Below are 26451 nucleotides of genomic sequence, written 5' to 3'. Positions count from 1 at the left end.
CGTCATCCCGCTGCTAATCGGTGGTGACGGAACCGTGCAGGGTTAGCAGACCGGCAGAGCACCGGCAGACCCGAAGGTCTCCCCACACGGCCCGTCATAGCGGCAAATTCAAGGCGAACGAACTCGCCGGGAATCGCTATGGCGTTACCGATGCTCTGAAACGGGCTGCTAAACCCGGCCCGCGCGTGCGGGCAGTGCGGCAAGCTACTTACGCTACATGTATAAGTCAAGCTCGCATACTTAAAGCTTCTTGAATTTCTGGATGTTCCTTTGCTTGTGGTAATAAAATGGCGTCCTTTGCAAGAACAAGAAATTTGGTTTCGTTAAAGTTTGATGATCCTTGTATTTTTGCTTTCGCAAGTGCTTGCGCATATGCTACGAAAGCGAGAGGGTGAAGTTCGTGAATGTCTCGAATGTCCTCTGAAGTTAGTGTGTTAAATAGGTTGATGGCTGCATCTATTTCGTTGAAGTATAGTAATGTTATTCCGTAGTTGCCTTTGATTATTAAATTGTCTGGTTCCATGTTGTAAGCATTTTTATAGTGGCTGTAGGCTTGCTTGTATTTTCCTAGTCCATCAGAAATAAGGGCGGCTAGGTTCTCAGTCGCGGCAGATTTAATGCCAAGTAGTATAAGGTGTTCGTAATCGGCGTACGCTGTTTCAAAGGATCTTGAGAGTCTTAGTGCCTGAAGAACGCTTGTTGCAGTGTCATGAGAAAAATGGCGGATCCTAGTTGCTTCTGATCTTCCCAGTTCGGATGCTGCAAATCTTGAATACTCTATTGAGTTGGTTGCTGCAATTTCAGTCTTTATTTCGGCTTCCAGTCCGGCTCTGTCTTGCTCGGAAAAAACTCCGGCGACTGTCCCTGTTTCAGGGAATTCATTTGCAAATTCATCTGCAAAGCTTGATATAAATGGCTCGTTGTAGGATTGGTTTGGACCAATGATACATATTGATCCTCTATCCAGTATTTCTGTCTTTTGTGTGGTGTGAAACTTTATTTGCGCTGATCTATACAGTTTGGCAAGTGCAATGTTTAATGCAGCTGTGCCGTATTTTTTTATGTATTCCTGTTCGTTTGAAAATCTTATTACAGCGGAGTAGGGCTCTCTCTTCTGCTCAATTAGTGAGTCTAGAAAATTTTGCGCTGCTTGGAGGCCGCCGCTGCTAAGAGAGTCGGGGGCTGCAGGGAAGTATCTCGATGCGTTCGGGAGTAAGTGTCCGATGCTGCCTGCAGGTATTGCTTCAAGATGAGACTCTCTCTCTATGCTCTTTTCTGTATCCTCTGGAGACGATATGTATGCGAAAGAAATTTCAGCCTGCACGTCGAAAACAACTATCCTTGCACTTTCCACTCTAGGGTAAAGGCCAAGGGTGCGAGTGGTTCTCCCGTCATTTATGATGAAGCTTCTCGTTCCTGAGAAGGTTGGAAGATATACTTTGAATTCTTGGCCGAGAGATACGCCTACATTTGCACCTATATCAATTGCAATTATTCTGGCGTTCTGGTCTTGCTCAAGCACGCGGCCGCAAGTTGAAAGAATGTCATCGTAGGCTATTACCTGATTTCGCCCTGATGCCTTGGCTCGGTATAGAGCAGTATCCGCTCTATCTAATAGTGTGGATGAGATATCTGTGATGGACTCTGATTTTGAAGTGTTACTATGAATGGTTAAGCCTATACTGGTGCTTACTCTTCTTTCTGGGATGGGAGGGGGAATTATTGTGCTGAGATTTTCAGATGAGGATAGGATTGTCCATTCATCCTCAAGCGGCAGGATCTGCTCGCAGATGCATAACCGAAATTCATTGCCCCACTCTATAAATGTCTCCCTTGTGGCTCTGGCGAGGATCAGTATTAGGAACTCTTCACCTGATGGGTGACCTAAGTGGATTGAGAGCGGGGCGCTGAGGCCGTCTTTTATTTTGTTGGCGCAAGCCTCTAGTCGCATTCCGAATGTTTTGAGAACTTGATCGCCGTAGAGATGTCCCCAAGTGTCATTTATTTGTTTGAAGTGATCAATGTCCAATGCCAGGATGGCAAGGGTTTTGGGTAGATTTATTTCTTGTGTGTCGGACTTGTTGCTAGAGTCTTGGTTGACCTCTTTAAGTGCATCGCTGAGCTTTTCCTTGAAAGCGTCTTTTGCTAATAAATTTGTTAGATGGTGATGGGCTACTCTATATGCGTTGGTAGAGTTCTCCTTGATTCTGAGTATTTTATTCCTATACCTCAGTCGAGTGCCCTTTTGTGGGGATTTGTTGAATCTCAGTCTTACTGTGGCGTCGACGTCCTCAAGATAAAACCACGCACTATAGCTGCTGGAGGTATGTAGGGAGATTTCTTCTTGTTTTGATTTTTGAAGGTTGATAGTTGTCTGTGCGTTTACGGGGGAGCTGGTTATGTCGTTCCATAACTCGTTGTGGTAGTAATATAGAAAAATGTCTATTCCGTCGGGCTCTAGTTCTATCTTTAATTCTTCATATAGGGATACAAGTCTGTCTATCTTCATGGTTTGTGGGTCCGTTTTTTATGCACGGTTAAAACTTTTTTAGGTGGTAATATTTATCCGGCGACGATTGGCTCGTAGCGTGCCTACTTGCCGCCCACCCCATTGCGCTCATGCCGATAAACACTCACCGCCTCATAAACCGCCTTGCGCAGTCGGTTGATGCCGCCAATCGGGCGGTGTTCGGGGAGGGCGTGCCAGGGGTTGTAGGAGAGGTTGTCGCAGGCGAGGTTCTGCTCGCGGCTGTCGAAGTCCTGGGGTGGGATGCTGACGGTGGCGACGGTCTGGAAGGGGGCGTCCTTCTCGCTCCATTCGACGCTGACGTCTTCGATGGGCATGTACTTGCTCGGGTCCTGTTTCTGCACTTGCAGGGCGAAGCAGGCGGGGACGCGGTCGACCGAAAGTTGCTGGTACATGGCGGTGCGCAGGAAGTTCGGCAGTTTCTCGTTGAGCTTGGGCAACTGGTAGGCCGGGCAGCCTTCACTCAGTGGGATGACGCGGTACTTGATGTTGTTGGCGTCGCCCAGCTTGTAGGGGGCGATGCCGTTGTAGCCGGCCTGCAGGGGGCTGTCCGGGGCGGGGGCGAGGGTCTGCAGGGCGATGACCAGGTGGCGGATTTCCCAGGTGCTGGGCTTCCAGCTGGGGAAGAACGCGGCGACCTTCTGGCCGCTGGCCTGGGCAGCGAAGTTCTGCCGGTATTCGGCGACGTCGCGGACGAAGAACACCGGGTGGTTGAACATGACGAAGTCCTGTTCGGTGTCGTGGCCCTTGCCGGGCATCAGCTTGGCGCCGGGCACGTCGAGCAGTTTGATGGCCATGCCGCGGGCGTCGCGAGCGCTGTCGAACTGTGGGTACGCGTTGCCGTTGGAGAAGCGGACCATGGCCTCCCATTTGTGCCCCGGTTCGGCGAACACGCCCTGGCGCAGGCCGGGGGCGAGGTCGCCAGCGACTGTGACTTCGGCCTTCACGCAGCCGTGGGCCTTGGCGTGGGCGTCACGCAATACGCGGGTGTTGTCGCGGTGCTGTTCGACGATGCGCACGGCGTCTTCGATGATGGCCTGGGTGAGCTGGGCTTCGCCCGGCGGGATTTCTTCCTGGGCGGAGACCGGGCCGGAGAATTTCCACGCGTAGTAGAGGCTGCCGATGCCCCAGCCGAACAGGCCGATGGCGGCGATGGCGAGCAGCAGACGGCCGAGCCATTTGCCGAGGAAGAGCCAGATGCGGGTTAGCAGGGATTGCATGGCACGGGGTCCTTTCGTGTTCTTTTTATGGAGGGGACCCCAGGAGCTTCCCTCTCCCTGACCCTCTCTCTGGGGAGAGGGGACTGCTTGGCGGATCGGTGTTGCGGGGAGGGAGTGGTGGTGGGTGTTTCCCTCTTCCTAACCCTGGCTACGCGCCCCGCTCCGAAGGGAGAGGGGACTGGATTGGCGTTTCGATGGTGCTGCGGAGCAAGGCTTGTCTGTAGGAGCGAGCTTGCTCGCGAACCCGCCCAGCGCCGGAGCTGTCGGGGGATCTGTTCGCGAGCAAGCTCGCTCCTACGAAGAACAGCGGCTCACTCGCACTTCGGCCCCGGCGTCCACGGCGGGGTGGGTACGTTCGGGTCGAGGCGGGTTTCGTACTCGGGGTTGCCCAGCACTTTGAGGTATTCCACCAGCGCCCAGCGTTCTTCCGGCGACAGGGCGCGGCCGATGACGCCGTCCTGGCGGCAGCCGTCGCGGAATTCGTGGCCGCGGTTGCTGTTGCCGGTGACGCTGGTCTTGTAGAGGAAGCCGCCGGGGAAGCGCTCGCTGCGGTAGCCGGCGAATTTCGGGTCGTACTCGAAGCTGCCGACCCAGAACTGGCTGTCGCGCTCGGCCACCGGGGAGAGCATCTGGAACAGGTTGGGCACCGAGCCGTTGTGCAGGAACGGCGGGGTCGCCCAGATGCCGTCCAGCGGGCGGGCCTTGTAGGCGCGCAGTTCGCGTACGCCGATGTCGAGGCCGTAGCCGTTCATTTCCTTCTGCTGCTCGGGGCTGACGTGGGCGTCACGGTAGCCGCGCTGCTCGACGAACGCGGTGACATAGGCCAGGCCCTTGGCGGCGGAGATCTTCGACAGGTCCAGCGGTTCGTCGCTCTTGGGGTAGAGGCGCACGTTCATGTTCTTCAGTTCTTCGGGGTTCCACTTCAGCGAGCGCACGTCGAAGGTGTGGTCGGCGATGTTGTCGGCGGTGGTGGGGTCGGTGCCGATCTCGCTGGTGGGGACCATCTTCATGCGCCACTCGGGCACGCGGGCCGGGGCGATGTAGTCCGCGGCGCCGGGCTCCTTCACGTGCGGGCCGTGGCAGTAGACGCAGTTGGCCTGGAACAGGGCGCGGCCCTGGGAGGCCTTCTTCAGGTCGATCTCGCCGAAGACTTCCTTCGGCCAGGCCGGCGGCTTGAGCTGCTTGAGGGCTTCTTCGAGGGTGTAGAGGTCGCGCAGGCGCACACTGGAGGCGTAGCGCTCATCGCCCATCACCGGTTTGCCGTCGCTCTCGAACATGCGCAGGGTGGCGCCCACGCCGAGGGCTTCGCCGATGTTGCGGGCCATGGGCTGCATGGCCGAGCCGTTCCATTGCACCCAGTCGAATTTCCAGATGTCCCACAGCTGCGGGTAGTTCACCGGGGCGTTGGCGACGCGGTAGTTGGCGGCGTCGATACCGTCGCCGAACACGCCGTTGGCGATGCGCCCGAAGGCGTCGGCGCGGCCGGGGCCTTCCAGGGTCGGGTAGAGGCCGCGGTGGGTGTCGTTCCAGGCGGTGCCGACGAGAGTGCCGATGACGTTGCGCACGTCGCGCTTGAGCGCGGCCTTGCCCTTGGGATAGCGGTCGCCCAGCACGCCCTTGGCGAAGCGGTCGAACTTCCACGGCGTGTAGTAGGTGGCGGCCAGGCTGGCGCCGAGCGCCTGGCCGAACGCTCCGCCGCGCAGGGTCGGCACGGTGGAGGCAATGGAGTGCATGGCTGCGCCGCCGTCGATACGCACGGCGGTGCCTTTGTAGCGCAGCTCGCCGGTGTGGCAGGCGGAGCAGGTGATGTCGAGGTACCAGGCGCCGGTCTCGCCGTCCTGGTGGCGGGCGAAGCCGACTGGCAGGTTGCCCGGGTTCTTAACCGTGGCGGCCAGTGTGTCGTCGGCGTCGCGGCCGATCTGTTCGGGCTCGATGAGGAAGCCGAAGCGCGCGAGGTTTTCCGGGCTGGCGAACTTGTCGCTGGAGAACGGCTGTTCCAGATGGGTGAACCAGTCGTAGCGCAGGCCTTTCACCTGGGTGCCCTGGGGCGTGTAGTAGTAGAGCTCGCGATCCGCCTTGGACCATTGGTCCAGGTGGACCATCTTTTCCGGCTTGGTGTATTCGGGGAGGTTGGGATGCGCGATGTACCAGGCGATGACGCCGCCGACGAGCAGGAGCAACAGCAGGACCGCAAGTAGGACGCGTCCGAAAATGCGCATCGAAACTTCCTTGTTATTTGTACGAAAAGATTCGGACGTTTATGCCAACTGTGCGGCGGCTTGGCAAGGTGATGCCGTACGGAATTCAGGGTTTTTATGTTGGGTTACGCGGCTGGGCGGGGTATTTGCGGTTTCGCGGGGAAGTGCTGGTGTGGCAACAGCATGGGTATCGCTGCGCTCCACCACATCCTACGGAGAGTTCCGAGGCGAGTAGGTGGCAAGTCGTAGGATGGCATGGAGCGCAGCGATACCCATCGCCTTTCAGGCGGACACCTAGGACGCCGGCCGCAGCTCCAGCAGCAGGCTCAGGCAGATCGCCGCACCGATCAGCACGCCAACCAGGCTGGCGATGATCAGCGGCCAGCGCAGACCGGGGCTGTCGCCTTCGTCATCGGGGATGTGCGCGTGGATGGCCGGCCACAGGTCGTCCGGTGGCGGCAGCTCCGGCCAGGGCTCGTCGATTGGGAGCGGCGGCGGCTGGTCGGCGAGCCGGTAGAGCAGGGCGACCATCCAGTCCAGCGCCGCGCTGCGCGTGGGGTGGTAGCGGTCGGCGTCGGTCCAGACGTGGAGGAAGGTGTCGATCAGCAGGGTGTCGGCGGCTTTCTGTTCGGGCTTCAGTTTCAGCGCCAGCGGGTAGAGGCGCGGGGCGGTGCAGCGGTACAACGTGGCGAAGGCGCGCGCGTCGCCGTCGCCGCTTTCGGCGAGCAGGTGGCTGAGGAAGTCTTCTTCGCCCGGTTCGATGATGGCCTCCGGCGGTGTCGCGGCGAGCGGCGTGGCTGGGAGGGTAAGGATAGTTGGTGGTGCTTTTCGTAGGAGCGAGCTTGCTCGCGAACAGATGTGCAGGTGACTCCGCTGTTGGGCGGTTCGCGAGCAAGCTCGCTCCTACAGGTTGGGCTTCGGAGTGCGGGCTATTGTAGGAGCGGAGCTTCTCCGCGAAATCCCGGCGCAGCCGGGACAGCCGGAACACGGAGAGCACCGGCCTGTCGGCCGGATCGCGGACAAGGTCCGCTCCTACAGGCTGGGCTTCGGCGTGCGGGCTTTTGTAGGAGCGGAGCTTCTCCGCGAAATCCCGATGCAGAATCGTAGGGCGAATAACCTGGAACAGGTTATCCGCCGGCTCTTGAGCGGCGGATAACGCTGGCGCGTTGTGCGCCCTACGGGACTGGGGAAAACCCCTCAGGCCACGTCCTCGAACGGCAAACCGACATAGTTCTCCGCAATGGTCGTGCGGCCGGCCTCGGAGTCGAGGAAGTAGTCCAGCTCGGTCTCCAGCATGCGCCGGGTGAAGGCGTCGTTCTCCGGGAACTGGTGCAGCATCGAGGTCATCCACCAGGAGAAGCGCTCGGCCTTCCAGATGCGCCGCAGGGCGATGGGCGAGTAACGCTCCAGCAGGTCGGTGCGGCCTTCGCCGTAGACCTTCACCAGAATGCGGTGCAGCGCGTCGACGTCGCTGGCGGCAAGGTTCAGGCCCTTGGCGCCGGTGGGCGGGACGATGTGGCCGGCGTCGCCGACGAGGAACAGCCGGCCGTACTGCAGCGGCTCCACCACGAAGCTGCGCAGCGGGGCGATGCTCTTTTCCAGCGCCGGGCCGGTGACCAGCTGGCGTGCGGTGTCCTCGGGGATGCGGCGCTTGAGTTCCTCCCAGAAGCGCTCGTCGGACCAGTCCTCCACCTTCTCTTCCAGCCCCACCTGCAGGTAGTAGCGGCTGCGGGTGGCGCTGCGCTGGCTGCACAGGCTGAAGCCGCGTTCGCTGCTGGCATAGATGAGCTCGTGGTTGACCGGTGGGGTGTCGCTGAGCAGCCCGAGCCAGCCGAACGGGTAGACGCGCTCGAAGACGCTCAGGCGCTCGGCTGGGATGCTGCGCCGGGCCACGCCGTGGAAGCCGTCGCAGCCGGCGATGTAGTCGCAATCCAGGCGCACGTGCTCGCCCTGGTGGGTGAAGGTGACGTAGGGCTTTTCGCTGGTGACGTCGTGCAGCTCCACGTCGGCCGCTTCGTACACGCTCATGGCGCCGCTGGCCGCGCGGGCCTGCATCAGGTCGCGGGTGACTTCGGTCTGGCCGTAGACCATCACCTGCTTGCCGCCGGTGAGGGCCTTGAGATCGATGCGCTCGCGGCGGCCGTTGAGTACCAGTTCGAAGCCGTCGTGCAGCAGGCCTTCGGCGTCCATCCGCGCGCCTGCTCCGGCTTCACGCAGCAGGTCGGCGCAACCTTGTTCGAGCACGCCGGCACGGATGCGGCCGAGCACGTAGTCAGGCGTCTGGCGTTCGAGGATGACGTTGTCGATGCCGGCCTTGTGCAGCAGCTGGCCCAGCAGGAGGCCGGCAGGGCCGGCGCCGATAATGGCAATCTGAGTCTTCATGGGGTGGCTCCTTGGAGAGCGCTGTTGTTTTTGTCTCCTGCATTTTTTGTGGATAGGATCGGCCTTTGAAGGTAATTTCCAACAGTCTTCTTGGACTTTTCATGGATGTGGGCGGTGATCGAACAACGTGCTGACACACCGGTCCCGGTGTTCCGTCTTTATGGCGAGACGACGGCATGGCCGACGCCGGACCTGATCCACTGCGAATCCATCGCCTCGCGCAGCCGCCTGCACGACTGGGAAATCCGCCCGCATCGGCATGGCGATCTGGTGCAGTTGCTGTATGTGCAATCCGGCGAAGCAGAGTTGGAAGTGGAGGGGCGGGTGACGCCGATCCGCGAGGCTTCGCTGCAGGTCACGCCGGCGCTGGCGGTGCACGGCTTCCGCTTTGCCGAGGACGTACAGGGCTGGGTGCTGAGCATGGGCCTGCCGCTGGCCGAGCAGCTCGGCGGCCTGCTGCAGAGCCCGGTACTGGAACAGCCGGCGTGCTTCGCCGTGGGCCGCGGCAAGCGCCAGCTGGATGCACTGTTCGAGTCCATCGAGCGCGAGTACGCCGAGCAGGCGCCGGGCCGCGACCTGATGCTGCAGTCGCTGCTCAACGTGCTGCTGGTCTGGCTCAGCCGCCAGGCGCTGGAGCAGTCCCGCGCCCAGGCCAGCCAGCAGGACCGAGGGATCGAGCACGTGCACGGCTTCTCCCGCCTGCTGGAGCAGGACTTCCGCGAACACCGCCCCATCGAGCATTACGCGGCGGCCCTGGGCATCAGCGCTGCGCACCTCAATGCGCTGTGCCGGCGTCTGGCCGGGCAGTCGGCGTTGCAGATGATCCACCAGCGCCTGCTGCTGGAGGCCAAGCGCAACCTGGTGTACACAGCCATGACCATCCAGCAGGTGTCGGACAGCCTGGGCTTCTCCGAACCCGCCTACTTCTCCCGATTCTTCAAGCGCTACGCCGGGGTCTCGCCCCGCGCGTTCCGCGAGCCGCGTTGAGCCGCCATGAATATCGATTCGCGTATCAAGTTCCGCCATCTGGTGTGTTTCCTCGAAGTGGCCCGCCAGGGCAGCCTGGCCCGCGCGGCGGACGCCCTGGCGGTGAGCCAGCCGGCCATCTCGAAGACGCTCAAGGAGCTGGAGGACCTGCTCGAAGCCAGCCTGTTCGAGCGCGGCAAGAGTGGCGCCAGCCTGACCGAGGCGGGCGTGGCCTTCCTGCGCTACGCCGGCCCCTGCGTGCAGGCACTGCGCGACGGGGTGAACAGCCTGCGCGGCGGCGAGTACGCCTCCAGCACGGTGCGCCTGGGCGTGCTCTCCACCGTGGAAAGCCTGCTGATGCCGGAGACGGTGCGGCGTCTGCACGAGCGTCACCCGGCGCTGGTGGTCAGCGTGGTGACCGGGCCAAGCGCGCACCTGCTCTCGCAGCTGCGGGTGGGCGAGCTGGACCTGGTGGTCGGCCGCATGACGGAGAGCCCGCAAATCCAGGGCCTCGCCTTCGAGCATCTGTACAGCGAATCCATGACCCTGGTGGCCCGCGCCGGCCACCCGCTGCTGGGCCGTCCACTGCCGCCCTCGGCGCTCGACGACTGGCCGCTGGTGATGCCGCTAGCCGGCACCACCATCCGCAAGTCCGCCGACAGCCTGCTGGTGCAGAGCGGCCTCGGCCAGCCGCGCCGCCGGTTGGAAACCCTGTCCACGGTGCTCAGCCGCCGTTATGTATTGACCAGCGACGCGCTGTGGATCGCCCCGCTGGACTCGGTGCGCCTGGACCTGCGTTCCGGGGATATGGTCGAACTGCCGCTGGACGTACAGGAGCCGGGCGGTTCAGTCGGGGTTTGCAGCAACTCGACGTTGCCGCTTTCGCTGGGTGCGCACTGGTGCCTGGAGGTGCTGCGTGAGGTCGGCGAAGCCTATCGAGATGGGGCTTATCCATAACCAATAGGTTATGGGTTGCGGGCATCTTTTCAGTTTTCGCTATCAGGCTTGCGGGTGACACTCCGCCGCACTGCCTGATGCAACAGGCTCCTATAAATCCAACAAGAGGAGACCGACATGTCCGACGCGGAGAATAGCCGCTTCGTCATTCGTGACCGAAACTGGCACCCCAAAGCCCTCACCCCCGACTACAAGACCTCCATCGCCCGCTCCCCGCGCCAGGCGCTGGTGAGCATTCCGCAATCGGTCTCCGAAACCAGTGGCCCGGACTTCTCCCACCTGAAAATGGGCGAGCACGACAACGATCTGCTGCTCAACTTCAACAACGGCGGCCTGCCCATCGGCGAACGCATCATTGTCTCCGGCCGGGTGATGGACCAGTACGGCAAGCCCGTGCCGCACACCCTGGTGGAGATGTGGCAGGCCAACGCTGGCGGTCGCTACCGCCACAAGAACGACCGTTACCTCGCGCCGCTGGACCCGAACTTCGGCGGCGTCGGCCGCGCAATGACCGACAGCGAAGGGCGCTACGTCTTCCGCACCATCAAGCCCGGCCCGTACCCGTGGCGCAACGGCCCGAACGACTGGCGCCCGGCGCACATCCACTTCTCCATCAGCGGCCCGTCGATCTCCACGCGGCTGATCACCCAGCTGTACTTCGAGGGTGACCCGCTGATCCCGATGTGCCCCATCGTCAAGTCCATCGCCAACCCGGACGCGGTGGAAAGCCTGATCGCGAAGCTCGACATGAGCAACGCCAACCCCATGGACTGCCTGGCCTACCGCTTCGACATCGTGCTGCGCGGCCAACGCAAGACCCATTTCGAGAACAAGTGAGGAGGACCGACCATGCCTATCGAACTGCTGCCGGAAACCCCCTCGCAGACCGCCGGCCCCTACGTACACATCGGATTGGCGCTGGCCGCCGCCGGCAATCCGGCCCGTGACCAGGAAATCTGGAGCGAGATGGCCAAGCCTGGCGCGCCCGGCGAGCACATCCTGCTGATCGGCCACGTCTACGACGGCAACGGCCACCTGATCCGCGACTCCTTCCTGGAGCTGTGGCAGGCGAATCATGAGGGCGTGTACGACACGGCCTACGATCTGGAAAAGCCTTTCAACGGCTTCGGGCGCACGGCAACGACCTTCGACGCCGGCGAGTGGCAGGTGCAGACCATCAAGCCCGGTGTGGTGAAAAATGCCGCCGGCGTACCCATGGCGCCGCACATCAACCTGTCGCTGTTCGCCCGAGGTATCAACCTGCACCTGCAGACCCGCCTGTACTTCGACGACGAGGCTCAGGCCAATGCCGTGGACCCGGTGCTGAACCTGATCGAACAGCCCGAACGTCGGCAAACGCTCATCGCAAAGCGTTGCGAGGTGGACGGGAGGCTCGCTTACCGGTTTGATATCCGCGTCCAGGGAAATGCGGAAACGGTGTTCTTTGACTTCTGACACACGACTCCATGAAACATCCGCCGAACCGGTCGCCGACCGTGTCCGGCGGCACTTCGCTGCCGCGCTCGACGAGCGCGGCTATCGGGCGGACGAGGCACAGACGGCGGCGGTGGACCACCTCGCCAACTGGCTCGACGACTTCCTCGCCGGCCGCCATGGCTTCCTGCGCAAGCCGGTGGCCGGCGTCTATCTGTGGGGCGGGGTAGGGCGCGGCAAGAGCTTCGTCATGGACCAGTTCTTCGCCGCCGCACCGACCCAGGCCAAGCGCCGCGTGCACTTCCACGCCTTCCTGCAGGAATTGCAGGGACGCATGCTGGCGATCACCGGGCAGTCCGACCCGCTGGTGCGCGTCGCCCGCGCCATCGCCGAAGAAACCAAACTGCTGTGCTTCGACGAATTCCACGTGCACGACATCGGCGACGCCATGCTCCTTGGGCGAATGCTGAAGGTATTGGTGGACGAAGGCGTAGGCCTGGTCTGTACGTCCAACTATGAGCCGGAAAACCTCTGTCCGAACCCGCTGTACCGCGAGCGCTTCCGCCCGGCCATCGATCTGATCGAAAAGCGCTTCGAGGTGATCTCGGTGGACGCCGGGCAGGACTACCGCGAGCACAGCACGTCGCTGGAGGAGTGGGGCAGCTTCCTCTGGCCGGCGCGCGCCGATGACCTGGAGCTGATCGGCTCCCGGCTGGGGCTGGCGGTGGACGCCAAGTTCGACGAGGTGCTCAGCGTCAATCACCACCCGCTGAAGGTGCACGCCCACGACGATCACTGCGCGTGGATGGACTTCAGCGAGATGTTCGAACGCCCGCGCTCGGCCAGCGACTACCTGTGGCTGATCGAGCACTACCCGCGCATGGCGGTGAGCGGCTTAGGCCCGCTGGCGGACTACCCGCCGGACGTGAGCATGCGCTTCCTCAACTTCATCGACATCGCCTACGACCGCCAGTTGAAGCTGCAGCTGTTCGCCACGGTGTCGCTGGAGGACCTGGCAGCGGGCGGCGCGGCGCTGGACTTCTCGCGCACGCTGAGCCGGTTGCGGCAGTTGAAATTGGAGCCGTTGCAGGCGGGTTGATGGCTGGTCCGGCGAGGTCTGTTCGCGAGCAAGCTCGCTCCTACGAAGAGCGTAAACCGACCTGTAGGAGCGAGCTTGCTCGCGAACCCGTTCCTACGCCGCGTCACGAGCCTAGAAGATTTCGCGGACAAGGTCCGCTCCTACGAGAGCTGAGACGTCGGAGCTGGTCTGTAGGAGCGGACCTTGTCCGCGATCGCGCGCATGGCGCGCTCCTGCAGGGTGGGGCGTACGGCGCAAGGCAGAATGAAAAGCGGCCCCGGCGCCGGGTTGGTCCTGAGCGAGGACCCGGCGCCGGAGCCGTAAGGGGTCAGCCGCGGCGATGCACGTTGCGGCCGTGCGCGAAGGTTTCCTTCACGGTACGGTCGTCGCCGAGGATGACCAGTGCGAAGAGTTTCTCCTCCAGGGTTTTCGCCTGCTGCAGGCGGTAGTCCAGCAGCGGGGTGGCCTTGTAGTCGAGGACCACGAAGTCGGCCTCGTTGCCCTGGGCGAAGCTGCCGACCTTGTCTTCCAACTCCAGCGCGCGGGCGCCGCCGAGGGTGGCCAGGTACAGCGACTTGAACGGGTCGAGCTTGATGCCCTGCAGCTGCATGACCTTGTAGGCCTCGTTCAGCGATTGCAGCTGGGAGAAGCTGGTGCCGGCGCCGACGTCGGTGCCCAGGCCGACCTTGACCTTGTGCTTTTCCAGCTTGGCCAGGTCGAACAGACCGCTTCCCAGGAACAGGTTGGAGGTCGGGCAGAAGGCCACGGCCGAGCCGGTTTCCGCCAGGCGCTGGCATTCGCCGTCGCACAGGTGCACGCCATGGGCGAACACCGAGCGCGGGCCGAGCAGGCCGTGGTGGTCATAGACGTCCAGGTAGCCCTTGCGCTCCGGGAACAGTTCCTTGACCCATTCGATTTCCTTGAGGTTTTCCGACAGGTGCGTGTGCATATACACGCCCGGATGCTCCTTGAGCAGGCGGCCGGCAGCGTCCAGTTGTTCCGGGGTGCTGGTGGGTGCGAAGCGCGGGGTTACCGCGTAAAGCAGGCGGCCCTTGCCGTGCCAGCGCTCGATCAGCGCCTTGCTGTCGGTATAGCTGGTTTCGGCGGTATCGGTCAGGTAGTCCGGGGCGTTGCGGTCCATCATCACCTTGCCGGCGATCAGGCGCAGGTCGAGCTTCTCGGCCGCGCCGAACAGCGCGTCCACCGACTGCGGGTGCACGGTGCCGAACACCAGCGCGGTGGTGGTGCCGGCGCGCAGCAGCTCCTTGAGGAAGATGCCGGCGACGTCGGCGGCGTGGGCCGGGTCGGCGAACTGCTTCTCGGTGGGGAAGGTGTAGGTGTTCAGCCAGTCCAGCAGCTGCTCGCCGTAGGAGGCGATCATGCCGGTCTGCGGGTAGTGGATGTGGGTGTCGATGAAGCCGGGGGTGATCAGCGCGTCGCGGTATTCCACCACTTCGACGCCGCCCAGTTGCGGCAGCAGGTCGGCAGCGTGGCCCAGGCGGGCGACCTTGCCGTCTTCCACCAGCAGGATGCCGTCCTCGAAGTACTGGTAGGACTTCTCCACGCCGACTTCGGCGGGGTCGGCGACGCTGTGCAGGATGCTGGCGCGGTAGGCTTTGGCTTGAGTGCTCATCGATCTCTCTTCAGTCGTGTTTCGGGGCCGGGGCGCGCGCAGGCGCCGGGGCGGGATGGGCATGCGCCCATGCTACGGAAATTTCAGGCGCCGCTTTCGGCGGTGCGGGCGCGACGGCTGGTGGGTAACAGTTTGGCCACGGTGTTCTCACCCTTGCCGGTCTCCTGACCGAAGGTGGCGTTGTAGGTGGCGATCACCTCGCCGGCGATGGACACGGCGATCTCCACCGGCAGCTTGCCTTTCACTTCGCTGATGCCCATGGGGCAGCGCATGCGCTGTACGGTGTCGGCGGCGAAGCCGCGGTCGCGCAGGCGGTGTTCGAACTTGGCGCGCTTGGTGTCGGAGCCGATCAGGCCGAAGTAGGTGAAGTCGTTGCGCTCGAGGATCTTCGCGGTCAGCTCCAGGTCCAGCGCGTGGTTGTGGGTCATGACGATGAAGTAGCTGCCGGCGGGCATCTCGTCGATCTCGTCGATCACTTCCTCGTTGATCACGCGGGTCACGCCCTCGGGGATGTAGCCGGGGAACTCGGCTTCCCGCGAGTCGATCCAGCGCACCTTGCACGGCAGGCTGGCGAGCAGCGGCACCAGCGCGCGGCCGACGTGGCCGGCGCCGAACACGGCGATGTGTGCCTGGGGCTGGCCCATGGGTTCGAACAGCAGCACGGTGGCGCCGCCGCAGCACTGGCCGAGGCTGGCGCCCAGGCTGAAGCGCTCCAGTTTCGGTTCGCGCTCGCGGGCCAGCAGCATGTCGCGGGCGATCTGCATGGCCTTGAATTCGAGGTGGCCGCCGCCGATGGTGTCGTAGGCCTTGTCGGCGCTGATCACCATCTTCGAGCCGGCGTTGCGCGGGGTCGAGCCGCGTTCTTCGATGATGGTCACCAGTACGCTGGCTTCGGCGCGCTGTTGCAGGTCGGCGAGGGCACTGATCCAGTTCATGGCTTCAACCTCTGAGGCTGGGCTTTTCGTAGGAGCGAGCTTGCTCGCGAATGGACTTCCCGGCGGCTACGGCGCTGGGCGGTTCGCGAGCAAGCTCGCTCCTACAGGTTCCTGAAAGGGTGGGGCGGCGCTGGCAGGGTGGAGGACGGAAGTGGGGACGCCTCTCCCTGCCAGCGCTGCCCCATGGTCACGTCACGCCGGCTCGACCTGAGCCGGTGCCTTTTCTACCTGGGCCAGCTTCAGCTTGCGCATCTGCTCCACGCCCCAGAGCACGCGCTCGGGGGTGGCCGGGGCGTCGATCTGCGGCTGGGCGCGGTAGTCGGCGAGGCTGGCCACGGCGTCCTTGATCGCGCAGAACACCGAGATGCCGAGCATGAACGGCGGCTCGCCGACGGCCTTGGAGTGGAACACCGTCTGCTCCGGGTTCTTGCGGTTCTCCACCAGCTTCACCCGCAGGTCGATGGGCATGTCGGCGATGGCCGGGATCTTGTAGCTCGCCGGGCCGTTGGTCATCAGCTTGCCCTTGGCGTTCCAGACCAGCTCTTCCATGGTCAGCCAGCCCATGCCCTGGACGAAGCCGCCTTCCACCTGGCCGATGTCGATGGCCGGGTTCAGCGAGGCGCCGACGTCGTGGAGGATGTCGCTGCGCAGCATCTTGTACTCGCCGGTGAGGGTGTCGACGATCACTTCCGAGCAGGACACGCCGTAGGCGAAGTAGTAGAACGGCCGGCCGCGCGCCTTGCTGCGGTCGTAGAAGATCTTCGGCGTGCGGTAGAAGCCGGTGGAGGAGAGCGATACCTGGCCGAAGTAGGCCTGCTGGATCAGCTCCTCGAACGGCAGGATGAGGTCGCGCACGCGCACCTGGTTGTTGCGGAACTCGACGTCCTCCTCGGTCACCTTCCAGTGCCGGGCGGCGAATTCCACCAGGCGCTGGCGGATGATCTCGGCGGCGTTCTGCGCGGCCTTGCCGTTGAGGTCGGCGCCGGAAGAGGCGGCGGTCGGCGAGGTGTTGGGCACCTTGTCGGTGTTGGTGGCGGTGATCTGCACGCGGTCGATGTCGACCTGGAAGACCTCGGCCACCACCTGGGCGACCTTGGTGTTCAGGCCCTGGCCCATCTCGGTGCCGCCGTGGTTCAGGTGGATGCTGCCGTCGGTGTAGATGTGGATCAGCGCGCCGGCCTGGTTGAGGAAGGTGGCGGTGAAGCTGATGCCGAATTTCACCGGAGTCAGCGACAAGCCTTTCTTCAGCACCGGGCTATTGGCGTTGAATTCGCGGATCTCGGCGCGGCGCTTGGCGTACTCGCAGCTGGCTTCGAGTTCCTCGGTCATCTCCTGCAGCAGGTTGTGTTCCACCTGCTGGTAGTAGTGGGTGACGTTGCGCTCGTCCTTGCCGTAGTAGTTGCGCTTGCGCACTTCAAGCGGGTCCTTGCCGAGGTGGCGCGCGACCGCGTCCATGATCTCCTCGATGGCGACCATGCCCTGCGGGCCGCCGAAGCCGCGGTAGGCGGTGTTCGACGCGGTGTTGGTCTTGCAGCGATGGCCGTTCACCGTGGCGTTGCCGAGGAAGTAGGCGTTGTCGGAGTGGAACATCGCGCGGTCGACGATGGAGCCGGAGAGGTCAGGCGAGTAGCCGCAATTGCCGGCCAGCTCGAGGTTGATGCCGTGCAGCAGGCCGTCGTCCTCGAAGCCCACGTCGTATTCGACGTAGAACGGGTGGCGCTTGCCGGTCATCTGCATGTCTTCGACGCGCGGCAGGCGCATCTTCGCCGGGCGACCGGTGAGGCGCGCGACCACCGCGCACAGGCACGCCGGGGCGGCCGCCTGGGTTTCCTTGCCGCCGAAGCCGCCGCCCATGCGGCGCATGTCGATGACCACCTTGTTGAAGGAGATGCCCAGTACCTCGGCGACCAGCTTCTGCACTTCGGTGGGGTTCTGCGTCGAGGTGTAGACGATCACGCCGCCGTCTTCGCTGGGCATCACCGAGGAGATCTGCGTCTCCAGGTAGAAGTGCTCCTGGCCGCCGATGTGCAGGGTGCCCTGGATGCGGTTCGGCGCGGTGGCCAGCTTGGCTTCCGAGTCGCCGATCTTGTGCTGGTGGCTGTCGAGCACGAAGTGCTTCTTGCGCAGCGCTTCGACCACGTCGAGCACCGGCTCCAGGTCCTCGTATTCGATGATTGCGGCCATGGCCGCCTTGCGCGCGGTTTCCAGGCTGTCGGCGGCCACCGCGATGACCATCTGGCCAACGTACTCGACCTTGCCGTCGGCCAGCAGCGGGTCGCCGGCGACTACCGGGCCGATGTCCAGTTGGCCCGGCACGTCATCCTTGGTGATGGCGATGGCGACGCCGGGGAACTGGTAGCAGGGGCTGACGTCCAGCCTGGTGATGCGCGCATGGGCGCGGTCGCTCATGCGGGCATAGACGTGCAACTGGTTGGGGAATTCCAGGCGGTCGTCGATGTACTGCGCTTCACCGCTGACGTGCTTGGGCGCGCTCTCGTGCTTGACGCTGCGGCCGACGCCGGTGGTGAGGTCGGCGCGGAACAGCTCGGCGAGTTCTTCCTGGCTCTTCTGGGGCTTATGCATAGTGGGTCACCCGGGTCACGGCCTGAGGGGCTTCCAGTTCCAGGAAGCACTTGCGCAGCAGGTTCTGCGCGGTGAGCAGGCGGTATTCCTTGCTCGCACGGAAGTCGGTGAGCGGGGCGAAGTCCTCGCTCAACGCCAGCGCGGCGCGTTCGAAGGTGGCGCTGTTGAAGGTCTGGCCGAGCAGCGCGGCCTCGCAGGCCTTGGCGCGTTTCGGGATGGCGGCCATGCCGCCGAAGCCGGTGCGCACGGCGGTGACCTTGCAGTTTTCCACGGTGATGTTGAAGGCGGCGCAGACGGCCGAGATGTCGTCGTCCAGGCGCTTGGAGACCTTGTAGGCGCGGAACGCCTGGCTGGCCTGTGGGCGCGGGATGATCACCTGTTCGATGAACTCGCCTTCCTGGCGCGCGGTGACCTTGTAGTCGATGAAGTATTCGTCGATGGGCAGCTCGCGGCGCTCGTTGCCCTTGCGCAGCACCAGGCGCGCACCGAGGGCGATCAGCAGCGGCGGCGAGTCGCCGATGGGCGAGGCGTTGCCGATGTTGCCGCCCAGGGTGCCCTGGTTACGGATCTGCAGCGAGGCGAAGCGGTGCAGCAGCTCGCCGAAGTCCGGGTAGTCGCGGGCCAGGGTTTCATAGCAGTCGGTCAGCGGAGTCGCCGCGCCGATCTCGATGCGGTCGTCGAAGACTTCGACGCGCTTCATTTCCTCGACGTGGCCGACGTAGATCATCACCGGCAGTTCGCGGTGGAACTGGGTGACTTCCAGGGCCAGGTCGGTGCCGCCGGCCAGCAGGCGTGCCTGCGGGTTGGCGGTGTAGATATCGGCGAGGTCAGCAATGGTCAGCGGCAACAGGCAGCGCTTGTCGCCGCTGTTCAGCTCAGCGGTTTCGCTCGGGGCGATGGCTTTGAGCTGGGCGATGATCTCGGGCTGGGCGACGTCGAACTGGTCGGGCTGCTTCTGGCAGCAGGACTGCTCGGCGGCATCGAGGATCGGGCGGTAGCCGGTGCAGCGGCAGAGGTTGCCGGCCAGCGCTTCATGGGCCTCGGCCTTGCGCTCGTCGGCGCTCTCGCCGGCGGTGTTCTTCTGCAGGGCAAACAGCGACATGACGAAGCCGGGGGTGCAGAAACCGCACTGCGAGCCGTGGCAGTCGACCATGGCCTGCTGCACGCCGTGCAGTTCGCCGCGATGCTTCAAGTCATCGACGCTGATCAACTGCTTGCCGTGCAGCGACGAGACGAAGGTCAGGCAGGAATTGAGGGTGCGGTAGCGGATGCGCTCGGCGCCTTCCGCGCCGATCAGTTCACCGACGACCACCGTACAGGCGCCGCAGTCACCGGAGGCACAACCCTCCTTGGTGCCGGTCTTGCCCAGGTGCTGGCGCAGGTAGTTGAGCACGGTGAGATTGGGATCGAGGCGGTCTTCGACACGCAGCTCGCGATTGAGCAGGAACCTGATCAAGGCTTGCCTCCAGGCTGATTCTTGTTTTTGGCAGGGCACTGGAGGCGAATCTATGGAAAGCTGACTTTTGAGTCAATAAAATTTCTGTCTCAATGGTCAGAAAGTTTTTCGGCGGGTGACAGACGGTGTGAAACCGGCGGCGGAAAGAAAAACGTAGGGCGCATAACGCGCCAGCGTTATCCGCCGCGGGGCAACGGCGGATAACCCGTTCCGGGTTATGCGCCCTACATCCTGCGCTCCACGCCATCCTACGAAGAGCGGCCGATTCAAGAGCGCAGAAAGAAAAAAGGCGGCAAGCCGGGGTAGGGCTTGCCGCCAAGGCGTGGAACTCGTCGATCAGGCCTGCTGGGTGGCGCTCAGCTGGTATTCCTCACCGGCGTAGTAGGCGCGCACCCGGCGGTCCATCACCGCGCGCCAGAGCGGCGGGAACAGCGCGAGGACGATCATCCCGGCGTAACCATTGGGCAGTTGCGGGCTCTCGTCGAAGTGGCGCAGCACCTGGTAGCGGCGCTTGGCGTTGGCGTGGTGGTCGGAATGGCGCTGCAGGTGGAAGAGGAACAGGTTGGTCAGCAGGAAGTTGCTGTTCCAGGAATGCTCGTGGGTGGTCCGCTCGTAGCGCCCGGTGTCCAGGCGGCGGCGATGCAGGCCGTAATGCTCGACGTAGTTGACGATCTCCAGCAGGGTGAAGGCCATCACCGACTGGCCGATGAAGTACACCGCGCCAATCCAGCCGAAGGCGATGCTGAAGCCGACCAGGAACAGCGCGCTGATCACGTACCACCAGATCAGCTCATTGCGCCAGTGCAGCGCCGGCAGGCCCTTGCGCTTGAGGCGCTCGGTCTCCAGCCGCCAGGCGTTGAGGAAGTTGTGCTTGTAGGCGTGGGGCAGGAAGGCATACAGGCTCTGGCCGTAGCGCGAGGACGAGGCGTCTTCCGGCGTGGAGACATGCACGTGGTGGCCGCGCACATGCTCGACCTTGAAGCCGGCGTAGCACACCGCCGCCAGCAGCAGGCCACCGGCGTTCTGCTCCAGTTCCGGGTCCTTGTGTATCAGCTCGTGGGAGACGGTGATACCGATGGCGCCCATCACCGTGCCGACCGAGAGAATCCAGCCCAGCTGACCGACCCAGTTCCAGGCGTCATAAGTGGCCAGCACCCAGCCGCCGTAGACCAGCATGCCCAGCAGCAGCGGCACGGTCAGCAGGCTGAGGAAGCGGTAGTAGCCCTCGCGCTCCATGGGCGGGACTTCCTCGATCTCGTCGGGGTTGGCCGGATCGCGGCCGACCACGAAGTCCAGCAGCGGGATCACTCCAAACACCACGGTGATCACCAGCCAGGGCCAGGCATTGGGGTATTCGCTGCCGAAGGACCACCAGTAGCTGACGGGAATACCGAAGACGGGAACCAGCCAGATCCAGTAGCCGGCCTTCTTCAGACGCAACATCCAGGCAGAGGAAAGGAACAAAGCGAACATGGACGACTCCCGATACGTCTCTTGTGTAGGATTGTCAGACAATCCTGCGCCTGATCCTTCCGCAGGGCGCACCAACCTTTGTTCTGTCGTCCCCCTTGGGCGGGGGATGGCGCGGTAACACCCTGTGTTACACTTCGCGTCCGCAACACCCCCTCGAAAGCGCCCCGATTCTTAAGGACAACCATGACGTTCAAGGCCCCGGACAGCCTGGCTGAGCAGATCGCGCATCACCTTGCCGAACGCATCATCCGGGGCGAACTCAAGGAACGTGAGCGCATCCAGGAGCAGAAGGTCACCCAGACCCTCAACGTCAGCCGCGGCTCGGTCCGCGAGGCGCTGTTGATCCTCGAACGTCGCCACCTGGTCGTGATCCTGCCGCGCCGCGGTGCGCAGGTGTCCGAGCTGTCCGCTGCGCACGTCGAAAGCCTCTATTCGCTGGTGATGGAGCTGTACATCATGCTCGCCAGCAGCGTGGCGCGGACATGGCGGGAAGAAGCCGACCTGGCGCCGTTCATGGCCATCCAGCAGCGCCTGCTGGATGAACTAGAACGCGGCGACATCAATGCCTTCGTCGAATCCAGCTTCGACATCATGCGCGCCGCCTTCCCGTTCGCTGCCAACCCCTACCTGCAGGAAACCGTGGAAAATCTCCTGCCGGCCATCAGTCGCACCTATCATCTGGCCCTGGAACGCCGCAAAGGCGAGATGAGTCAGTTCATCGGCAGCTTCGAAAGCCTGCTGCGCGCCGTGGTCGGCCGCGACGAGGCGGGCATCCGCGAGGTGCTGCTCGACTACGGTCGGCACAACAGCCAACTGGTCCTGGCCGCACTGGCTGAAAGATAAGAAGAGAGAGGGGAAGGGCGCATGCGGCTCAAGTGCATCAAGCTGGCGGGCTTCAAGTCCTTCGTCGACCCGACGACGGTCAATTTCCCGAGCAACATGGCAGCCGTCGTCGGCCCCAATGGTTGCGGCAAGTCCAACATCATCGACGCCGTTCGCTGGGTAATGGGTGAAAGTTCGGCGAAGAACCTCCGCGGCGAGTCGATGACCGACGTCATCTTCAACGGCTCCAACACGCGCAAGCCGGTGACCCAGGCGTCCATCGAACTGGTGTTCGACAACTCCGACCAGACCCTGCTGGGCGAGTACGCCAGCTACGCCGAGATCTCCATTCGCCGCCGCGTGACCCGCGACGGCCAGAACACCTACTTCCTCAACGGCACCAAGTGCCGGCGCCGTGATATCACCGACATCTTCCTCGGTACCGGCCTGGGTCCGCGCAGCTACTCGATCATCGAACAGGGCATGATCTCCAAGCTGATCGAGGCCAAGCCGGAGGACCTGCGCAACTTCATCGAGGAAGCCGCCGGCATTTCCAAGTACAAGGAACGCCGCCGCGAGACCGAGAACCGCATCCGCCGCACCCAGGAAAACCTCGCGCGCCTCACCGACCTGCGCGAAGAACTGGAGCGCCAGCTGGAACGCCTGCACCGCCAGGCCCAGTCGGCGGAGAAGTACCAGGAGTTCAAGGCCGAGGAACGTACCCTCAAGGCCCAGCTCGGCGCCCTGCGCTGGCGCGACCTGAACGAGCAGGTCGGGCAGAAGGAAAAGGTCATCGGCGACCAGGAAGTGGCCTTCGAGGCGCTGGTGGCCGAGCAGCGCAGCGCCGACGCCAGCATCGAGCGCCTGCGCGACGGCCATCATGAGCTGTCGGAAACCTTCAACCAGGTGCAGGGCCGCTTTTATTCCGTGGGTGGCGACATTGCCCGTGTCGAGCAGAGCATCCAGCACGGCCAGCAGCGCCTGCGCCAGTTGCAGGACGACCTGCGCGAGGCGGAGAAGACCCGCCAGGAAACCGAATCCCACCTGGGCCACGACCGCACCCTGCTCGCTACTCTGAGCGAGGAGCTGGAGCGCCTGGCCCCGGAGCAGGAAATCAGCGCCGCCGCCGCCGAAGAAGCGAGCGTCGGCCTGGAAGATGCCGAGCAGCGCATGCACGACTGGCAGCAGCGCTGGGACGCCTTCAACCAGCAGAGCGCCGAACCGCGCCGCGAGGCGGAAGTACAGCAGTCGCGCATCCAGCACCTGGAACAGAGCCTGGAGCGCCAGGGCGAGCGCCAGCGCCGCCTCAATGATGAGCGCAGGCAGCTGGCTGCTGACCCGGAAGATGCCGCGATCCTCGAGCTGGGCGAGCAGGTCGCCGCCATCGAGTTGTTGCTGGAAGAATCGCAGATTGAAGAACAGGAACTGGCCGAGCGCCTGGAGCGCGTGCGCCAGTCCCTGCAGGAAAGCAGCGCCGCGCAGCACCAGGCCCAAGGCGAACTGCAACGCCTGAATGGCCGCATCGCCTCGCTGGAGGCGTTGCAGCAGGCCGCGCTCGATCCGGGCGACGGCACTGCGCAATGGCTGCGTCAGCAAGGGTTGGAGCAGCGCCCGCGTCTCGCCGAAGGCCTGCGCGTGCAGGCGGGTTGGGAGCTGGCGGTGGAAACCGTGCTTGGCGCCGACCTGCACGGCGTGCTGCTGGACGAGGTGAAAGGCTTGCCGTTCGACGCGCTGGAGAAGGGCGAGCTGCGCCTGCTCGATCTGGCCGCTGGCGCGGTTTCCCGCCCCGGTAGCCTGCTGGACAAGGTCGAGACCCATGTCGACCTGAGCTACTGGCTAGGCCGCGTGCGCCCGGTGGAAACCCTGGAGCAGGCGCTGGCCCAGCGCGCTTCGCTGGGCGACGGCGAAAGCCTGATCAGCCGCGACGGCTACTGGGTCGGCCGCAACTTCCTGCGCGTGCGTCGTGGCGAGTCTGCCGATGGCGGCGTGCTGGCGCGTGGCCAGGAGCTGGAGCGTCTGTACGCCGAGCGCGAGACGCTGGAGCAGCGCCTTGCCGAAATCGACGAACAACTCGTGCGCCTGCGCGACGAACAGCGCCAAGCCGAGGAAGGCCGCGACCAGGTGCGCCGCCGCCTGCAGGACGAAGGTCGCCGCCAGGGCGAGCTGAAGGCCCAGCTGTCCGCGCAGCAGGCCAAGGTCGAGCAGCTGACCCTGCGCCGCCGCCGTCTGGACGAAGAGCTGGCTGAGCTGGCCGAGCAGCACGCTGTCGAGCAGGAGCAGCTGGGCGAGGCCCGCCTGAGCCTGCAGGAAGCGCTGGACGCCATGGCAGTGGACACCGAACGCCGCGAATCACTGCTGGCCGAACGCGACGGCATGCGCGAGAAGCTCGACCGCATCCGCCAGGAGTCCCGCCAGCACAAGGACCACGCCCATCAGCTGGCGGTGCGCGTGGGCTCCCTGCGCGCCCAGCACGAATCCACCCGCCAGGCGCTGGAGCGCCTGGACGGCCAGGCCGTGCGCCTGGTCGAGCGTTGCGAGCAGCTCAACCTCAACCTGGAGGAGGGCGCCGCGCCGCTGGAAGAGCTGCGCATGCGCCTGGAAGAACTGCTCGACCGGCGCATGGCGGTGGAAGACGAACTCAAGCATGCGCGCCTGGCACTGGAAGATGCCGACCGCCAGCTGCGCGACGCCGAGAAGCGCCGCACCCAGGCCGAGCAGCAGTCGCAACTGCTGCGCGGCCAGCTGGAACAGCAGCGCATGGAGTGGCAGGCCCTGAATGTGCGGCGCAAGTCGCTGCAGGAACAGCTCCACGAGGACGGCTACGACCTGCACGGCGTGCTGGGCACCTTGCCCCACGACGCTGCCGAGAAGGTCTGGGAAACCCGCCTGGAAGAACTGGCCGCGCGCATCGGCCGCCTCGGCCCGATCAACCTCGCGGCGATCGAGGAATACCAGCAGCAATCCGAGCGCAAACGCTACCTGGACGACCAGAACGACGACCTGGTGGAAGCGCTGGATACCCTGGAAAACGTCATCCGCAAGATCGACAAGGAAACCCGCAACCGCTTCAAGGAAACCTTCGACCAGATCAATGCTGGCCTTCAGGCATTGTTCCCCAAGGTTTTCGGCGGCGGTCATGCCTATCTGGAACTTACCGGCGAGGATCTACTCGATACCGGGGTGGCGATCATGGCGCGCCCGCCGGGCAAGAAGAACAGCACCATCCATCTTCTGTCCGGTGGCGAGAAGGCCCTGACCGCTCTGGCGCTGGTGTTTGCGATCTTCCAGCTGAACCCGGCACCGTTCTGCATGCTCGACGAAGTCGATGCGCCGCTGGACGATGCCAACGTCGGTCGTTATGCGCGGCTGGTGAAGGAGATGTCGGAGAAAGTGCAGTTCATCTATATCACCCACAACAAGATCGCCATGGAGATGGCCGATCAGTTGATGGGCGTGACCATGCACGAACCGGGTTGTTCGCGTCTGGTGGCGGTGGATGTGGAAGAGGCGGTCGCATTGGCGGAAGCCTGATCGCTGGGGGAACTCGAAAGGGTGCTGGCACGATGCCTTTTTTGATCTCTAAGGCATTGATTTGGCTGGAATAGGCTGCATTCGCCAAATTGCACCCGGAACTGCTATGAAAAGTTGCAAAGAGCGCGGCGGAGTGTCGCGTCAGGCAGTGTAAAGTTATGTGAGAGCGTGTTAGCTTAACGACCACTTTTGTATCGCGTGGAAAACATCAGCCGGAACATGAAGTTGGCTCCACGTTTTCAAGGGATAGGACGTCCTTTTTCTTCATCATCATTTTTTGTTCAGGGGCTACGGGATTAGATGGATATCGGTCTGCGCGAATGGCTGATCGTCATTGGGCTTATCGTGATCGCCGGCATTCTGTTCGACGGCTGGCGTCGCATGCGGGGTGGCAAGGGCAAATTGCGCTTCAAACTGGATCGCCAGTTTGCCAACCAGCCCGATGACGGGGATGAAACCAACCCGGAACTGCTCGGGCCTTCCCGGGTAGTCGACCACCGTGAGCCGGATCTGGACGAGGAAGACCTGCCCAAGGTCAGCGCCAAGGAGTCGCGCGGCAAGCGCCGCGGCGAGCCGCGCCAGGGCGACCTGAACCTGGACGACCCGGCGCCGAACCTGCTCGGCCCGCTGGACGAAGAGGATTTCCCCAACCCGCTGGACGAAGCCCCGCAGGAGAAGGAAAAGCCCAGAAAGGATCGCAAGAAGGACAAGGAGCGCGCCGCTCCCGCTGCCGCCGCTGCTCCTTCCGCTTCCCAGGCTCCAGTCGAGGAAGTGCTGATCATCAACGTCATCAGCCGCGACGAGAACGGCTTCAAGGGCCCGGCGCTGCTGCAGAACATCCTTGAGAGCGGCCTGCGCTACGGCGAGATGGACATCTTCCACCGCCACGAAAGCATGGCCGGTAACGGCGAAGTGCTGTTCTCCATGGCCAACGCGGTCAAGCCGGGCACCTTCGATCTGGACAACATCGACCAGTTCAGCACCCGCGCGGTGAGCTTCTTCCTCGGCCTGCCGGGCCCGCGTCATCCCAAGCAGGCGTTCGACGTGATGATCGCCGCCGCCCGCAAGCTGGCCCAGGAGCTCAACGGCGAGCTGAAGGACGAGCAGCGCAGCGTGATGACCGCACAGACCATCGAGCATTACCGCCAGCGCATCATCGATTTCGAGCGCCGCGCCCTGACTCAGAAGCGCTAAGCTTCTCCCACGCTGCACGCGAAGCCCCAAGCGACCCTTGGGGCTTCGTATTTCTACCTCAC

At 63.5% G+C, this 26451-nt stretch carries 18 protein-coding genes; 8 read left to right on the top strand and 10 right to left on the bottom strand.

Annotation, left to right across the window (positions count from 1 at the left end; all coding sequences use genetic code 11):
- Positions 1–226: 226 nt before the first annotated feature.
- The 5 genes from QO207_RS25815 to pobA form a co-directional block, all read right to left on the bottom strand.
- On the bottom strand, positions 227–2509 hold the full coding sequence (locus QO207_RS25815) for a diguanylate cyclase (RefSeq protein ID WP_301535104.1): 2283 nt from the start codon (positions 2507–2509) through the stop codon (positions 227–229).
- 83 nt (positions 2510–2592) lie between these two features.
- A complete protein-coding gene (locus tag QO207_RS25810) occupies positions 2593–3747 on the bottom strand; it encodes a catalase family protein (RefSeq protein WP_301535103.1) in 1155 nt (384 codons plus the stop codon).
- A gap of 311 nt (positions 3748–4058) precedes the next feature.
- The gene (locus QO207_RS25805; protein WP_301535102.1) at positions 4059–5966 is read right to left on the bottom strand and encodes a di-heme-cytochrome C peroxidase; all 1908 of its coding nucleotides are present in this window, start codon (positions 5964–5966) and stop codon (positions 4059–4061) included.
- Positions 5967–6239: 273 nt separating this feature from the next.
- Positions 6240–6629, bottom strand: coding sequence for a hypothetical protein (locus QO207_RS25800; RefSeq protein ID WP_301535101.1), 390 nt, complete (start codon positions 6627–6629; stop codon positions 6240–6242).
- A 513-nt stretch (positions 6630–7142) separates the two neighbouring features.
- Positions 7143–8327, bottom strand: coding sequence for a 4-hydroxybenzoate 3-monooxygenase (gene pobA / locus QO207_RS25795; protein WP_301535100.1), 1185 nt, complete (start codon positions 8325–8327; stop codon positions 7143–7145).
- Between the two features lie 117 nt (positions 8328–8444).
- Here pobA and QO207_RS25790 point away from each other — a divergent pair, with 117 nt between their 5' ends.
- The 5 genes from QO207_RS25790 to zapE all read left to right on the top strand — a co-directional run bounded on the left by QO207_RS25790 (position 8445) and on the right by zapE (position 12783).
- Positions 8445–9314, top strand: a complete 870-nt coding sequence (locus QO207_RS25790; protein ID WP_301535119.1) for a helix-turn-helix domain-containing protein — start codon at positions 8445–8447, stop codon at positions 9312–9314.
- A gap of 6 nt (positions 9315–9320) precedes the next feature.
- On the top strand, positions 9321–10250 hold the full coding sequence (gene pcaQ, locus QO207_RS25785) for a pca operon transcription factor PcaQ (protein ID WP_301535099.1): 930 nt from the start codon (positions 9321–9323) through the stop codon (positions 10248–10250).
- 117 nt (positions 10251–10367) lie between these two features.
- Complete coding sequence (gene pcaH, locus QO207_RS25780) at positions 10368–11087, top strand: protocatechuate 3,4-dioxygenase subunit beta (RefSeq protein WP_301535098.1); 720 nt, start codon at positions 10368–10370, stop codon at positions 11085–11087.
- A gap of 12 nt (positions 11088–11099) precedes the next feature.
- On the top strand, positions 11100–11705 hold the full coding sequence (gene pcaG, locus QO207_RS25775; RefSeq protein ID WP_301535097.1) for a protocatechuate 3,4-dioxygenase subunit alpha: 606 nt from the start codon (positions 11100–11102) through the stop codon (positions 11703–11705).
- On the top strand, positions 11695–12783 hold the full coding sequence (gene zapE / locus QO207_RS25770) for a cell division protein ZapE (protein WP_301535096.1): 1089 nt from the start codon (positions 11695–11697) through the stop codon (positions 12781–12783). Before pcaG ends, zapE begins: the two co-directional genes overlap by 11 nt.
- Before the next feature lie 307 nt (positions 12784–13090).
- Here the strand turns inward: zapE and guaD are convergent, their stop codons facing one another.
- From guaD to QO207_RS25745, 5 genes are all read right to left on the bottom strand, one after another.
- The gene (guaD, locus tag QO207_RS25765; RefSeq protein WP_301535095.1) at positions 13091–14395 is read right to left on the bottom strand and encodes a guanine deaminase; all 1305 of its coding nucleotides are present in this window, start codon (positions 14393–14395) and stop codon (positions 13091–13093) included.
- A gap of 83 nt (positions 14396–14478) precedes the next feature.
- Positions 14479–15330, bottom strand: coding sequence for a xanthine dehydrogenase accessory protein XdhC (xdhC, locus tag QO207_RS25760; protein WP_138214767.1), 852 nt, complete (start codon positions 15328–15330; stop codon positions 14479–14481).
- Positions 15331–15522: 192 nt separating this feature from the next.
- On the bottom strand, positions 15523–17913 hold the full coding sequence (gene xdhB / locus QO207_RS25755; RefSeq protein WP_301535094.1) for a xanthine dehydrogenase molybdopterin binding subunit: 2391 nt from the start codon (positions 17911–17913) through the stop codon (positions 15523–15525).
- Positions 17906–19369, bottom strand: a complete 1464-nt coding sequence (xdhA, locus tag QO207_RS25750) for a xanthine dehydrogenase small subunit (RefSeq protein ID WP_301535093.1) — start codon at positions 19367–19369, stop codon at positions 17906–17908. Before xdhA ends, xdhB begins: the two co-directional genes overlap by 8 nt.
- A 336-nt stretch (positions 19370–19705) precedes the next feature.
- On the bottom strand, positions 19706–20842 hold the full coding sequence (locus QO207_RS25745; RefSeq protein ID WP_301535092.1) for an alkane 1-monooxygenase: 1137 nt from the start codon (positions 20840–20842) through the stop codon (positions 19706–19708).
- Positions 20843–21025: 183 nt separating this feature from the next.
- Between QO207_RS25745 and QO207_RS25740 the strand changes: the two genes are divergently transcribed.
- From QO207_RS25740 to zipA, 3 genes are all read left to right on the top strand, one after another.
- Complete coding sequence (locus QO207_RS25740; protein WP_253448290.1) at positions 21026–21685, top strand: GntR family transcriptional regulator; 660 nt, start codon at positions 21026–21028, stop codon at positions 21683–21685.
- Positions 21686–21706: 21 nt separating this feature from the next.
- Positions 21707–25195 carry a chromosome segregation protein SMC gene (gene smc, locus QO207_RS25735; RefSeq protein WP_301535091.1) on the top strand — a complete coding sequence of 1163 codons (3489 nt, stop codon included), beginning with the start codon at positions 21707–21709 and terminating at the stop codon, positions 25193–25195.
- A gap of 300 nt (positions 25196–25495) precedes the next feature.
- Positions 25496–26389 carry a cell division protein ZipA gene (gene zipA / locus QO207_RS25730; protein ID WP_301535090.1) on the top strand — a complete coding sequence of 298 codons (894 nt, stop codon included), beginning with the start codon at positions 25496–25498 and terminating at the stop codon, positions 26387–26389.
- Positions 26390–26451 lie beyond the last annotated feature (62 nt).

Source organism: Pseudomonas sp. CAN1 (assembly GCF_030462585.1).
Classification (GTDB): domain Bacteria; phylum Pseudomonadota; class Gammaproteobacteria; order Pseudomonadales; family Pseudomonadaceae; genus Pseudomonas.
The sequence above is the reverse complement of the archived record's forward strand: the minus strand, read 5'-3'. Positions and strand labels throughout refer to the sequence as shown.